At 55.8% G+C, this 12,782-nt stretch carries 13 protein-coding genes and 1 other RNA gene; 4 read left to right on the forward strand and 10 right to left on the reverse strand.

Annotated elements, in window-relative coordinates:
• Positions 1–11 precede the first annotated feature (11 nt).
• Genes ubiH through NI40_RS18220 form a run of 3 tightly spaced genes read right to left on the reverse strand, consistent with a single transcriptional unit; the run spans position 12 to position 3,110 of the window.
• Positions 12–1,190: a 2-octaprenyl-6-methoxyphenyl hydroxylase gene (ubiH, locus tag NI40_RS18210; protein WP_039262974.1), complete on the reverse strand. Its 1,179-nt coding sequence runs from the start codon at positions 1,188–1,190 to the stop codon at positions 12–14.
• A complete protein-coding gene (gene pepP / locus NI40_RS18215; RefSeq protein ID WP_127353279.1) occupies positions 1,187–2,500 on the reverse strand; it encodes a Xaa-Pro aminopeptidase in 1,314 nt (437 codons plus the stop codon). Before pepP ends, ubiH begins: the two co-directional genes overlap by 4 nt.
• Before the next feature lie 31 nt (positions 2,501–2,531).
• The gene (locus tag NI40_RS18220; protein WP_023333316.1) at positions 2,532–3,110 is read right to left on the reverse strand and encodes a YecA/YgfB family protein; all 579 of its coding nucleotides are present in this window, start codon (positions 3,108–3,110) and stop codon (positions 2,532–2,534) included.
• A 168-nt stretch (positions 3,111–3,278) separates the two neighbouring features.
• Between NI40_RS18220 and zapA the strand changes: the two genes are divergently transcribed.
• The 3 genes from zapA (at position 3,279) to NI40_RS18230 (ending at position 4,454) form a co-directional block, all read left to right on the forward strand.
• The gene (gene zapA, locus NI40_RS18225; RefSeq protein ID WP_006811891.1) at positions 3,279–3,608 is read left to right on the forward strand and encodes a cell division protein ZapA; all 330 of its coding nucleotides are present in this window, start codon (positions 3,279–3,281) and stop codon (positions 3,606–3,608) included.
• Positions 3,609–3,649: 41 nt separating this feature from the next.
• A non-coding RNA gene (ssrS, locus tag NI40_RS23260) (6S RNA) lies at positions 3,650–3,833 on the forward strand.
• A gap of 24 nt (positions 3,834–3,857) precedes the next feature.
• Entirely contained in the window at positions 3,858–4,454 is a 597-nt protein-coding gene (locus tag NI40_RS18230) for a 5-formyltetrahydrofolate cyclo-ligase (protein WP_032660084.1), read from the forward strand.
• A gap of 109 nt (positions 4,455–4,563) precedes the next feature.
• On the opposite strand, the gene serA is transcribed toward NI40_RS18230, so the two are convergent.
• Together serA and rpiA are read right to left on the reverse strand one after the other, a co-directional pair.
• The gene (gene serA, locus NI40_RS18235; RefSeq protein WP_023333318.1) at positions 4,564–5,796 is read right to left on the reverse strand and encodes a phosphoglycerate dehydrogenase; all 1,233 of its coding nucleotides are present in this window, start codon (positions 5,794–5,796) and stop codon (positions 4,564–4,566) included.
• Positions 5,797–6,062: 266 nt separating this feature from the next.
• On the reverse strand, positions 6,063–6,722 hold the full coding sequence (gene rpiA, locus NI40_RS18240; protein WP_014885151.1) for a ribose-5-phosphate isomerase RpiA: 660 nt from the start codon (positions 6,720–6,722) through the stop codon (positions 6,063–6,065).
• 127 nt (positions 6,723–6,849) lie between these two features.
• Between rpiA and argP the strand changes: the two genes are divergently transcribed.
• Entirely contained in the window at positions 6,850–7,743 is an 894-nt protein-coding gene (gene argP / locus NI40_RS18245) for a DNA-binding transcriptional regulator ArgP (RefSeq protein ID WP_008499727.1), read from the forward strand.
• Between the two features lie 48 nt (positions 7,744–7,791).
• Here argP and NI40_RS18250 read toward each other — a convergent pair whose 3' ends face one another.
• The 5 genes from NI40_RS18250 to pgk form a co-directional block, all read right to left on the reverse strand.
• A complete protein-coding gene (locus NI40_RS18250) occupies positions 7,792–8,532 on the reverse strand; it encodes an oxidative stress defense protein (RefSeq protein ID WP_039262972.1) in 741 nt (246 codons plus the stop codon).
• A 91-nt stretch (positions 8,533–8,623) separates the two neighbouring features.
• Positions 8,624–9,259, reverse strand: a complete 636-nt coding sequence (argO, locus tag NI40_RS18255; protein ID WP_039262971.1) for an arginine exporter ArgO — start codon at positions 9,257–9,259, stop codon at positions 8,624–8,626.
• 143 nt (positions 9,260–9,402) lie between these two features.
• Positions 9,403–10,257 (reverse strand): small-conductance mechanosensitive channel MscS, encoded by an 855-nt coding sequence (mscS, locus tag NI40_RS18260; RefSeq protein ID WP_033146600.1) that lies wholly within the window; start codon positions 10,255–10,257, stop codon positions 9,403–9,405.
• Positions 10,258–10,443: 186 nt separating this feature from the next.
• Entirely contained in the window at positions 10,444–11,523 is a 1,080-nt protein-coding gene (gene fbaA, locus NI40_RS18265; protein ID WP_029739216.1) for a class II fructose-bisphosphate aldolase, read from the reverse strand.
• A gap of 92 nt (positions 11,524–11,615) precedes the next feature.
• The gene (gene pgk, locus NI40_RS18270) at positions 11,616–12,779 is read right to left on the reverse strand and encodes a phosphoglycerate kinase (RefSeq protein WP_023333323.1); all 1,164 of its coding nucleotides are present in this window, start codon (positions 12,777–12,779) and stop codon (positions 11,616–11,618) included.
• Positions 12,780–12,782: the final 3 nt, after the last annotated feature.

The raw sequence follows: 12,782 nt of genomic DNA on the forward strand, positions 1-12,782 counted from the left end.
GTGATAACTCCTTAACGCGCGACCCAACCAAGAGTCCGCTGCGCCAGCACGTCACGTGCCGGAATGAATAATTCCATCGCCATTAGCCCGAGGTTGCGACCCGCAACCAGCGGCGCCCAGCGATTGGCAAAGAGATGGACTAAGCCGTCGGTGACGCCAATCGTCGCCTCTTTATCCGCCTGGCGGCGCTTCTGGTAATGGCTGAGCACCGGGTATGCGCCACAGTCTTTTTGTTCGCCCCACGCCTGCGAAAGGGTTTCCGCCAGGCTCATAACATCCCGCAGGCCAAGGTTGAACCCCTGCCCCGCGATGGGGTGCAGCGTCTGAGCGGCATTACCGACAAGCGCCAGACGATGCGAGATGGACTGAGAGGCAGTAGTCAGCGAAAGCGGGTAAACCGCCCGCTGTCCAGCATGGGTAATACGCCCCAGCCGCCAGCCAAAGGCTTTCTGCAGCTCGGTACAAAAACGTTCGTCTGACCAGGCTTTAACCTCTTCAGCCTTATCCTGCGGATGACACCAGACAAGCGAACAGCGCCCGTCCGACATCGGCAGCATCGCCAGCGGGCCATGCTGCGTAAAGCGTTCAAACGCCCTGCCGTGGTGTTCAGCTGCGGTAGAGACGTTCGCAATGACCGCAACCTGCCCGTAAGGCTGCTGACGCCACTCCACGCCGCACTGGGCGCCGAGCGATGAGCGCGAGCCGTCCGCGGCGACCAGAAGCTGGCCTTCAAGCACGGTGCCGTTTTCCAGCGTTACGCTGACCGACGCCTCACTGCGGCTCACGCTGGCCACGCGCGCCGGGCAATGCAGCGTGACGCCCGGCGCATCCTGGAGCAGACGAAACAGACGCAATCCGACGTCGTGCAGCTCGACAACCTGACCCAGCGCGTCAATGCGGTAATCCTGCGCGTCCAGCGTGACAAAGCCAGCATGGCCGCGATCGCTTACGTGAACGGTTTTAATTGCCGTCGCGCAATCAGCGATGGCCTGCCAGATGCCAATACGGGACAGCTGCTGGCAGGTACCCTGCGCCAGGGCAATAGCGCGGGAATCAAAACCGGGATGATTTTTTGCCTGCGGCGCGACGGCTTCCACCAGGTGCACCGGAAGCTGCCCCTTCGTCAAATGCGAAATGGCCAGCGCCAGCGTGGCCCCGGTCATGCCGCCGCCAACGATAATCACGCTCATGCACGTGCCGCTGCCATCAGCGCCTCGATATCGTCAGCGTTTTTCACGACGCTCGCGGTCAGGTTTTCGTTACCGGTTTCGGTGATCACGATGTCGTCTTCGATGCGAATGCCAATCCCGCGGTACTCTTCAGGCACGTCGGCATCCGGTGCGATATACAGGCCTGGCTCCACGGTTAACACCATGCCCGGCTCCAGCACGCGCGAACGGTCGGTGCCGTACGCGCCAACGTCATGCACATCCAGCCCCAGCCAGTGGCTCAGGCCGTGCATGAAATACGGTCGATGCGCATTTTCAGCGATCAGGATATCGACCTCCCCTTTCAGGATCCCGAGCCTGACCAGACCGGTAATCATGATGCGCACCACTTCGCCGGTCACTTCCTGCATGGAGGTACCGGGACGATACAGCCTGAGCGCCGTCTCAAGCGACTCGAGAACGATGTCGTAAATGGCGCGCTGTGCCGGTGAGAATTTACCGTTCACCGGGAAAGTACGGGTGATGTCCCCCGCGTAGCCCTGGTATTCGCAACCGGCGTCAATCAGGACCAGATCGCCGTCGCGCAGCGCGCTTTCGTTTTCGGTGTAGTGCAGAATGCAGCCGTTTTCTCCGCCGCCAACAATGGTGTTGTAAGAGGGATAACGCGCGCCGTGGCGGTTAAATTCGTGATGTATTTCGCCTTCCAGCTGGTATTCGAACATCCCGGGACGGCACTTTTCCATGGCGCGGGTGTGCGCCAGGGCGCTTATTTCGCCCGCACGACGCATCAAATTCAGCTCTTCTTCAGACTTGAACAGGCGCATCTCATGCACCACCGGACGCCAGTCCGTCAGCGTGGCGGGTGCGGACAGGTTCTGCCGCGCGCCTTTGCGCAGCTTATCCAGCGCGGTGAAAACAATCTCATCGGCGTACGCATATTCGCCCTGCGCGTGATAGAGCACGTCGAGGCCGTTAAGCAGCTGATAGAGCTGCTGGTTGATTTCGCTAAACGCCAGCGCGCGGTCAACGCCCAGCTTCGCCGGTGCAGCCTCCTGGCCTAAGCGGCGGCCAAACCAGATTTCGGCCGTCAGATCGCGCACGCGGTTGAAAATCACGCTGTGGTTGTGGGTGTCATTGCTCTTAATCAGCACCAGCACCGCTTCCGGCTCGTTAAAGCCGGTGAAGTACCAGAAATCGCTGCTCTGGCGATAGGGATATTCGCTGTCGGCGCTGCGGGTGACCTCAGGCGCAGCAAAAATCAGCGCGGCGCTGCCCGGCTGCATTGTTGCCAGCAGCGCCTGACGGCGGCGCGAATACTCTTGACTCGAGATAACCATGACACCCTCCTGTGCGTTATTTTTCTTAATGTAAGGTTGGCTTGCGGACTTCCGGCGCGGTCGGCTGAGAGCGCGTGAAGTTATCGTGGCACAGCAGTGCCGCCACGCGCACGTACTCGATAATCTCTTCAAGAGACATTTCCAGCTCTTCCTGGTCTTCGTCTTCATCGTAGCCGAGCTGGGCGATGTTTCGCAGGTCGTCAATCGCTTCACCCGCTTCGCCGGTCACTTTATCCAGTTTAGGCTGCGTCACGCCCAGCCCCAGCAGATAGTGGTTTACCCAGCCGGCCAGCGCATCGGCGCGATCGAACACGCTGACGTCGTCGCCTTCAGGCAGATAAAGCTGAAAAAGGAAGCCATCGTCTTCCAGCGAATCGCTGGTTGCTGCGTGCATTTTACGCAGCGCTTCCGCCAGCTCGTGACCAAACGCCAGCCCTTCATTCGTGAGGTCGTGGATCAGCGGCTGCCATGAGCTGTCGCTGTTTCCGCCGCACAGCATGCCACTGATCAGACCGTGCATTTCGGCAGGGGTTAAACCGATTCCCTGCTGGTTCAGTAACTGGTTTAAATCCTTGTAACCAGGCATTTCGTTCTGTATAGACATGAGCATTCGTCATCAAAGGGGGGAAGTTTCATGATATGCTACCACTTTGGACCCTGGTGATACCAGAAAAGGGCTTGTATCTTCACATCAGGGTAGCTATAGTGTCGCCCCTTCGCAGCCCCCGGGGCAGTAAGCGAAGGCAGCGCAGTCAATCAGCAGGAAGGTGGCATGTCTGCACAACCCGTCGATCTCCAGATTTTTGGCCGTTCACTGCGAGTGAATTGTCCGCCTGAACAAAGGGATGCTTTGAATCAGGCAGCGGACGATTTGAATCAGCGGTTGCAAGATCTAAAAGAACGCACTAGAGTCACAAATACTGAGCAGCTGGTTTTCATCGCCGCGTTGAACATCAGCTATGAACTGACTCAGGAAAAAGCGAAGACCCGCGACTACGCGGCAAGCATGGAGCAGCGCATTAAAATGCTCCAGCAGACCATAGAACAGGCATTGCTTGATCAAGGTCGCAATCCCGAAAGACCGGGGCCAAAGTTTGAATAACACTTCTCAGTTGACTATGGTAGAGTAACTGTGAAGACAAAATTTCTCTGAGATGTTCGCAAGCGGGCCAGTCCCCTGAGCCGATATTTCATACCACAAGAATGTGGCGCTCCATGGTTGGTGAGCATGCTCGGTCCGTCCGAGAAGCCTTAAAACCATGACGACACATTCACCTTGAACCAAGGGTTCAAGGGTTACAGCCTGCGGCGGCATCTCGGAGATTCCCTCTCTTTTCTTCTACCGACTACCATGACCCAATTCCCTGAAGTTTCTGCTTCACGCCAGGACATCCGTCAGTTAATTCGTCAGCGCCGCCGTGCGTTAACCGCCGATCAGCAAGCGCATTTTGCCCAGCAGGCCGCCGCCCGTATGATGGCGTATCCCCCTGTCGTGATGGCGCACACCGTTGCGCTCTTTTTGTCATTTGATGGAGAGCTGGATACCCAACCGCTGATAGAGCAGCTCTGGCGCGCCGGGAAGAAGGTCTATCTGCCGGTGCTGCACCCGTTCAGCGAAGGTAACTTGCTGTTTCTGCACTATCACCCCCACAGCGAGCTGGTGGTGAATCGCCTGAAAATCACCGAGCCGAAACTCGACGTGCGCGACGTGCTCCCGCTGTCACAGCTGGATGTGCTGATTACGCCGCTGGTGGCGTTTGATGAACAGGGCCAGCGTTTAGGGATGGGCGGCGGTTTTTACGACCGGACGCTGCAAAACTGGCAGCAGTACGGGTTGCAGCCGGTGGGTTATGCGCATGATTGTCAGGGCGTGGAGGCGTTGCCGGTGGAGAAGTGGGATGTGCCGTTGCCGGCGGTAGTGACGCCATCAAAGTTATGGGAGTGGTGAAACAGGCGTGCGGCCTGATGCCCTCACCCCAGCCCTCTCCCACAGGGAGAGGGAGACAATATAAAAAAACGGTAACAACAGTTACCGTTATGCATTCACCTCGCCGCTATCAGTACAGCAGACGCGCGCGAATCGTCCCCTGAATCGCCTTCATGCTCTGCAGCGCTTTTTCGGCAACATCGTCATCCGCTTCGATATCAATAACCACGTAGCCCATCTGCGAGTTCGTTTGCAGATACTGCGCGGCAATATTGACGCCCTGCTCGGCAAAGATCTGGTTGATCGCGGTCAGCACGCCCGGACGGTTCTCGTGGATGTGCAGCAGACGACGACCACCGTGCAGCGGCAGAGACACTTCCGGGAAGTTCACGGCAGAGAGCGTAGAACCGTTGTCGGAATATTTGCTCAGCTTACCCGCTACTTCCAGGCCGATATTCTCCTGCGCTTCCTGGGTAGAACCGCCGATGTGTGGCGTCAGGATCACGTTGTCGAACTCGCACAGCGGAGAGGTAAACGGATCGCTGTTGGTCGCTGGCTCCGTCGGGAAGACGTCGATGGCCGCGCCCGCCAGATGCTTACGCTTCAGCGCATCCGCCAGGGCCGGGATATCGACAACCGTGCCGCGCGCGGCGTTGATCAGCAGTGAGCCCGGCTTCATCAGCGCCAGCTCTTCCGCGCCCATCATGTTTTTAGTAGACGCATTTTCCGGCACGTGTAGGCTCACCACGTCGCTCATGTTCAGCAGGTCAGAAAGGTGTTGAACCTGGGTCGCATTGCCCAGCGGCAGCTTGCTTTCGATATCGTAGAAAAACACGTGCATACCCAGGGATTCCGCCAGAATACCGAGCTGCGTACCGATGTGGCCGTAGCCGATAATCCCCAGCTTTTTACCACGCGCTTCGAAAGAGCCGGACGCCAGCTTGTTCCACACGCCGCGGTGCGCCTTGGCGTTCGCTTCAGGAATGCCGCGCAGCAGCAGCAGCAGTTCGCCAATCACCAGCTCCGCCACGGAACGGGTGTTGGAGAACGGGGCGTTGAAGACGGGAATACCGCGTTTGGCGGCAGCATTCAGGTCAACCTGGTTGGTACCGATGCAGAAGCAGCCGATAGCCACCAGCTTTTCCGCCGCGGCAATAACCTCTTCAGTCAGGTGAGTACGGGATCGCAGGCCAATGAAGTGGGCATCACGGATGGACGCTTTCAGCTCTTCGGTATCGAGCGCGCCTTTGTGAAATTCGATGTTGGTGTAACCTGCCGCACGAAGGCTATCGATTGCTTTTTGATGCACGCCCTCGACCAGCAGGAATTTAATCTTGTCTTTCTCCAGTGATACCTTTGCCATTTACCCGACCCTGTTTTTGTCTGAACTGATGTTGTGCTGGATATGAATCCGCTGTAGCCAACATATCAAAAAAAACTATTGCAGCAATATGAACGTTTGCGTCGGCACTCTGAAGAAAAGTCATACAGAGCAAAATGTCAGAGGAAAATGCTATGGAAATTTACAAACGCGGCAGGATCGGCAAAAGAGGCGTAAAAACGTGACACAAGTCACCGAATTTAGCTTTTCAAAAATTTTTTAGCGGGGGGAGGACTCCCCCCGTCAGATCATTTTACGATGGTTTTCACGCCGTCAGCGGTGCCGATCAGCGCCACATCCGCGCCACGGTTGGCGAATAGCCCTACGGTCACTACGCCTGGGATAGCGTTGATGGCATTTTCCAGCGCAATCGCGTCAAGAATTTCCAGACCGTGAACGTCGAGGATCACGTTACCGTTATCGGTGACTACGCCCTGACGGTATTCCGGACGACCGCCCAGCTTCACCAGCTGACGGGCAACCGCGCTACGCGCCATTGGGATCACTTCGACCGGCAGTGGGAAATTACCCAGAATGTCGACCTGCTTGGAGGCATCCGCGATGCAGATGAACTTGTCCGCAACGGAGGCGATGATCTTCTCGCGCGTCAGCGCCGCGCCGCCGCCTTTGATCATCTGCATGTGGCCGTTGATTTCATCCGCACCATCAACGTAAATCCCCAGACGATCCACTTCGTTGAGATCGAAAACGGTAATGCCGAGGCTTTTCAGCTTTTCCGTGGAAGCATCAGAGCTGGAAACCGCGCCCTCGATTTGCCCCTTCATCGTGCCCAGCGCATCGATAAAGTGTGCCGCGGTTGATCCCGTACCGACACCAACAATGGTACCCGGCTGCACGTACTGGAGAGCGGCCCATCCTACTGCTTTTTTCAGTTCATCCTGCGTCATGATCGTTTTGCCTGTGGTGTGAAAACTCAGGGCGCATTATAGAACACGTCGAATGGAATTCGTCTGCCACGAAGGGAAAATTGTGTCATAGTGCAGAATAAGCAAAATTAAGGAGCCAGCCAGAGCAATGAAACGTCCGGACTACAGAACACTACAGGCACTTGATGCAGTTATTCGTGAACGCGGTTTTGAGCGCGCGGCGCAAAAGCTTTGCATCACCCAGTCCGCCGTATCACAGCGTATCAAACAGCTTGAAAACATGTTCGGCCAGCCGCTGCTGGTGCGTACCGTGCCGCCACGTCCAACCGAGCAAGGGCAAAAGCTTCTCGCCCTGCTGCGCCAGGTTGAACTGCTGGAAGACGAGTGGCTGGGTGACGAACAAACGGGCTCTACGCCGCTGCTGCTCTCTCTGGCGGTCAACGCCGACAGTCTGGCAACCTGGCTACTGCCGGCCCTTGCGCCGGTATTAGCGGATTCCCCTATCCGTCTGAATTTACAGGTTGAAGATGAAACCCGTACCCAGGAGCGCCTGCGTCGCGGTGAAGTGGTTGGGGCGGTCAGTATTCAGCCTCAGGCGCTGCCAAGCTGTCTTGTCGATCAGCTGGGCGCGCTGGACTACCTGTTTGTGGGTTCAAAAGCCTTTGCCGAGCGCTACTTCCCGAACGGCGTCACCCGCGCCGCGCTGCTGAAAGCCCCTGCCGTGGCGTTCGACCATCTGGACGATATGCATCAGGCGTTCCTGCAGCAAAACTTCGATCTGCCGCCGGGCAGCGTGCCGTGCCATATCGTCAACTCGTCTGAAGCCTTTGTGCAGCTTGCGCGTCAGGGCACCACCTGCTGCATGATCCCGCATCTGCAGATTGAGAAAGAGTTGAAAAGCGGTGAGCTGATTGACCTGACGCCGGGGCTGTATCAGCGCCGGATGCTCTACTGGCACCGGTTTGCGCCAGAAAGCCGCATGATGCGCAACGTCACCGACGCGCTGCTGGCGTACGGGCACAAGGTGTTGAGACAGGATTAATCGCTTGAATTCCCTCTCCCTGCGGGAGAGGGTTAGGGTGAGGGCAACTTACTGCGCCTTAGCCGCCTCAGTTTGCTGAGTTTGGGTTGGCTCCAGCTGGAACACCACATCCACCTGATCGTCAAACTGAATGGTTGGCTGCTCGTATGTTTCCTGAGCAGACACCGGAGCTGCCTCAGCCTTCATCATCCGCACCATCGGGCTTGGCTGGTAGTTAGAGACGTGGTAACGCACGCTGTAAACCGGGCCGAGCTTGCTCTTAAAGCCAGAAGCCAGCTGTTCTGCCTGATGAATGGCATCATCAATCGCCGCTTTACGCGCTTCGTCTTTGTATTTCTCCGGTTGCGCAACGCCCAGCGACACGGAACGAATTTCGTTCAGACCCGCCTTCAGCGCGCCATCCAGCAGCGAGTTAAGCTTATCCAGCTGACGCACGGTCACTTCGACGGTACGCACGGCACGGTAGCCTTTCAGGATGCTTTTACCATTCTGGTAGTCATAATCGGGTTGAGTACGCAGGTTCGCGGAGTTGATATCTTTTTTACCGACACCGTTCTGCTCGAGGAAAGAGAGATATTGCGCAACACGATCGTCAGCCTGCTTCTTGGCAGATGCCGCATCTTTCGCAGACACATTGACTTCAATTGCCAGCGTTGCGACATCGGGTACCGCGTCCACGCTTGCGGTGCCTGAAGTGACGATGTGCGGGCCATCCGGCAGTTCACTTGCCTGCACCGACACCGCACCAAAACTTACTAATGCCGCCAGGGCCATCACCTTAAACTTCACTGTTATTCCTCCATGTTGCGAAGAGTGCCCATTAACAGGGCGCATGCCAGCAAGCTTAGCGGGTCTTGTTCAGTTGTCCATAAGACAAGGATTAGTTGAACAATTCCTGAACGTGGTGAATCCCCTCTTTTGCCAGCTGAAAAGCAATAAACCACATCACCAGCCCCACCAGCGTATTAATGATGCGCTGGGCTTTGGCCGTACGCAGACGAGGAGCCAGCCATGCGGCCAGAATGGCGAGACCGAAGAACCAGAGGAAAGAGGCGCTAACCGTGCCCAGCGCAAACCAGCGTTTCGGCTCAACGTCCAGCTGACCGCCCAGGCTGCCCAGCACCACGAAGGTGTCCAGATAAACATGCGGATTAAGCCAGGTGACCGCCAGCATGGTGACGATAATCTTCCAGCGGCCCTGCTTCATGACTTCCGCGCTTGCCAGTTCGAGGTTGCTGCTCATCGCGGTTTTCAGTGCACCAAAACCGTACCAGAGCAGAAATGCCACGCCACCCCAGGTGACCAGCGCCAGCAGCCAGGGAGACTGCATGAGCAATGCGCTGCCGCCAAAAATTCCGCCACAGATCAGCAGTAAATCGCTTACCGCGCACAGCAGGGCAATCATCAGATGATACTGGCGGCGAATGCCCTGGTTCATCACAAACGCATTTTGCGGGCCAAGGGGAAGGATCATGGCCGCACCTAAGGCAAGCCCTTGAAAATAAAAAGATAACATGACGAAATTCTCACAGTGTTGTGCTGAAAGGAGACTATACTGCGCGAATTACATTAGAGGAAATTGATAATATTAATTGGGGATTAGCAGTGCTTATAAAAATAAAGCCCGGTGGCGCTAGCGCTTACCGGGCCTGCGAGAAGTTATTCGGCTTCTTTGACTTTTTTGACGTTTACGTCCATCTGAGGGTACGGGAAGCTGATGCCGTTGGCATCGAAGTCGCGCTTAATGCGCTCCAGCACGTCCCAGTACACGTTTTGCAGATCGCTGCTTTTGCTCCAGATACGCACCACGAAGTTAATGGAGGAAGCGCCCAGCTCGTTCAGGCGAACCGTCTGCTCTTTGTCTTTCAGAATGCGATCGTCTGAAGCAATGATGTTGCTAATTAGCGACTTCACCTGATCGATGTCGGAGTCGTACGCCACGCTGATAATCAGTTCGTTACGACGCACCGGTTCACGGGAAAAGTTAATGATGTTGCCCGCGATGATTTTCCCGTTCGGCACGACCACGATGCGGCCATCGACGGTACGCATGGTCGTTGAGAAAATCTGCACCTGCAGCACGGTTCCGGCAATGCCGCCAAGGTCAACGTATTCGCCGGAGCGGAACGGACGGAAGGTGACCAGCAGAACGCCTGCCGCCAGGTTTGACAGCGAGCCCTGCAGCGCCAGACCAATAGCCAGACCGGCGGCACCGAGAACGGCAATGACGGAGGCAGTCTGCACGCCCACACGGCCCAGCGCCGCAATCAGCGTAAAGGCGATAATGCCGTAGCGCACCAGCGCGGAGAGGAAGTCAGCCACCGTGGCGTCAATATTACGGGCCAGCATTACGCGGTTAACCGTGTTCGATACAATGCGCGCCACGATCATCCCGACGATGATGATGGCAATCGCCGCGACGATGTTCACGGCATAGCTCAGCAGCAGCGCCTGGTTGCGCACCAGCCAGTTACCGGCATTATTGATGCTGTCTACAACATCGAGTTGTTCCATTTATTCTTCCTTTTGTTAAACCAAAACACAAAATCCATCCCCCATGGAGACAGGCAGGTCCGTAAAGGGTAAACAAAAAGCGCCGGGTTTGCCAAACAGATCACAAAAACCGGCCTGGCAGAGTATTGAAAAAGCATAAAAAAAGGCCCGCATTTGCGGGCCTTGGGATGCTGTTAGCAGCTCAAATTACAGAACGTCTACCGCGTTCAGCTCTTTGAATGCCTGCTCCAGACGAGTAATCATTGAAGTCTGGGCAGCGCGCAGCCATACGCGTGGATCGTAGTATTTCTTGTTCGGCTGGTCTTCGCCTTTCGGGTTGCCCAGCTGACCCTGCAGGTAAGCTTCGTTGGTTTTGTAGTACTGCAGAATACCGTCCCATGTTGCCCACTGGGTGTCGGTATCGATGTTCATTTTCACTACGCCGTAGCTTACGGAGTCTTTGATTTCCTGAGCAGAAGAACCGGAACCGCCGTGGAAGACGAAGTTCAGGCTGTTGTGCGGCAGGTTGTGTTTCTTGGAAACGTATTCCTGAGAATCACGCAGGATAGTCGGGGTCAGAACCACGTTACCTGGTTTGTAAACGCCGTGTACGTTACCGAAGGACGCTGCGATGGTGAAGCGTGGGCTGATTTTGCTCAGCTCGGTGTAAGCGTAATCAACGTCTTCTGGCTGGGTGTACAGTGCAGAAGCGTCCATGTGGCTGTTGTCCACGCCGTCTTCTTCACCACCGGTGCAACCCAGTTCGATTTCCAGAGTCATGCCCATTTTGGCCATGCGCGCCAGATATTTGGAGCAGATTTCGATGTTTTCGTGCAGTGACTCTTCAGACAGGTCGATCATGTGAGAAGAGAACAGTGGCTTACCGGTAGCCGCGAAGTGTTTTTCACCCGCGTCCAGCAGACCGTCGATCCACGGCAGCAGTTTCTTCGCGCAGTGGTCAGTGTGCAGGATAACTGGAACACCGTAGTGCTCAGCCATCTGGTGTACGTGGTGCGCACCAGAGATAGCGCCCAGGATTGCAGCACCCTGAGGAATGTCAGTTTTCACGCCTTTACCTGCGATGAACGCAGCGCCGCCGTTAGAGAACTGAACGATAACTGGCGCTTTAACTTTAGCGGCAGTTTCCAGTACGGCGTTGATGGAGTCGGTACCCACGCAGTTAACTGCTGGCAGAGCGAAGTTGTTTTCTTTAGCTACCTGGAACACTTTCTGTACGTCATCACCAGTGATAACGCCAGGTTTTACGAAATCAAAAATTTTAGACATGTTGCTTAGTCCTGTATCTTCGGCCGTTAGAAAAGGTGCGAGCTCTTAAAAGCGCGCTGAAAATTGGGCAGGTTTCCCTGCCCTTGAATGGCTTACTTCTTAGCGCGCTCTTCGAGCATTGCTACTGCTGGCAGTACTTTGCCTTCCACGAATTCGAGGAATGCGCCGCCACCAGTGGAGATGTAGGAGATCTTGTCAGCGATACCGAACAGGTCGATTGCCGCCAGGGTGTCACCACCGCCTGCGATAGAAAACGCTTCGCTGTCTGCGATAGCGTTAGCAACGATTTCAGTACCTTTGCGGAAGTTCGGGAATTCGAACACGCCAACAGGACCGTTCCACAGGATAGTTTTTGCGTTTTTGAGGATTTCAGCCAGTTTCTGTGCAGAAACGTCGCCCAGGTCCAGAATCTGCTCTTCATCTTTGATGTCGTTTACAGATTTCAGGGTCGCGGTTGCGGTTTCGGAGAACTCGGTCGCTACGCGAACGTCAGTTGGAACCGGGATATCGCAGGTGCTCAGCAGGCGTTTGGCTTCGTCAACCAGGTCTGCTTCGTACAGGGATTTGCCCACGTTGTGGCCCTGAGCGGCAACGAAGGTGTTCGCGATACCACCGCCAACGATCAGCTGGTCAGCGATTTTAGACAGGGAATCCAGAACGGTCAGTTTGGTAGAAACTTTAGAACCACCAACGATAGCCACCATTGGACGAGCAGGTTCTTTCAGTGCTTTACCCAGCGCTTCCAGTTCGTCAGCCAGCAGAGGACCGGCACACGCTACGTCTGCGAATTTACCGATACCGTGGGTTGACGCCTGAGCACGGTGAGCCGTACCGAATGCATCCATCACGAACACGTCGCACAGTGCAGCGTATTTTTTGGACAGAGTTTCGTCGTCTTTCTTTTCGCCTTTGTTAAAGCGAACGTTTTCCAGAACAACCAGTTCACCGGCTGCAACTTCAACGCCGTCCAGGTAATCTTTAACCAGGCGAACCGGGTTGGACAGTTTGTCTTTCAGGTAATTAACCACTGGCAGCAGAGAGAACTCTTCGTTGTACTCGCCTTCAGTTGGACGACCCAGGTGGGAGGTGACCATCACTTTCGCGCCCTGCTTCAGAGCCAGTTCGATGGTTGGCAGAGATGCACGGATACGCGCGTCGCTGGTCACTTTGCCATCTTTAACCGGTACGTTCAGATCGGCACGGATGAAAACGCGTTTACCAGCCAGATCCAGATCGGTCATCTTAATTACAGACATGGT

Origin of the sequence: Enterobacter sp. E20 (assembly GCF_000801755.2) — a bacterium.
Classification (GTDB): domain Bacteria; phylum Pseudomonadota; class Gammaproteobacteria; order Enterobacterales; family Enterobacteriaceae; genus Enterobacter; species Enterobacter asburiae_B.

Bases quoted from the DNA above. Each gene is read 5' to 3' on its own strand.
- fbaA (WP_029739216.1), bottom strand. From the start codon at position 11,523: ATGTCTAAAATTTTTGATTTCGTAAAACCTGGCGTTATCACTGGTGAT.
- ubiH (WP_039262974.1), bottom strand. From the start codon at position 1,190: ATGAGCGTGATTATCGTTGGCGGCGGCATGACCGGGGCCACGCTGGCG.
- zapA (WP_006811891.1), top strand. From the start codon at position 3,279: ATGTCTGCACAACCCGTCGATCTCCAGATTTTTGGCCGTTCACTGCGA.
- mscS (WP_033146600.1), bottom strand. From the start codon at position 10,257: ATGGAACAACTCGATGTTGTAGACAGCATCAATAATGCCGGTAACTGG.
- rpiA (WP_014885151.1), bottom strand. From the start codon at position 6,722: ATGACGCAGGATGAACTGAAAAAAGCAGTAGGATGGGCCGCTCTCCAG.
- pgk (WP_023333323.1), bottom strand. From the start codon at position 12,779: ATGTCTGTAATTAAGATGACCGATCTGGATCTGGCTGGTAAACGCGTT.
- NI40_RS18230 (WP_032660084.1), top strand. From the start codon at position 3,858: ATGACCCAATTCCCTGAAGTTTCTGCTTCACGCCAGGACATCCGTCAG.
- argP (WP_008499727.1), top strand. From the start codon at position 6,850: ATGAAACGTCCGGACTACAGAACACTACAGGCACTTGATGCAGTTATT.
- serA (WP_023333318.1), bottom strand. From the start codon at position 5,796: ATGGCAAAGGTATCACTGGAGAAAGACAAGATTAAATTCCTGCTGGTC.
- argO (WP_039262971.1), bottom strand. From the start codon at position 9,259: ATGTTATCTTTTTATTTTCAAGGGCTTGCCTTAGGTGCGGCCATGATC.
- NI40_RS18220 (WP_023333316.1), bottom strand. From the start codon at position 3,110: ATGTCTATACAGAACGAAATGCCTGGTTACAAGGATTTAAACCAGTTA.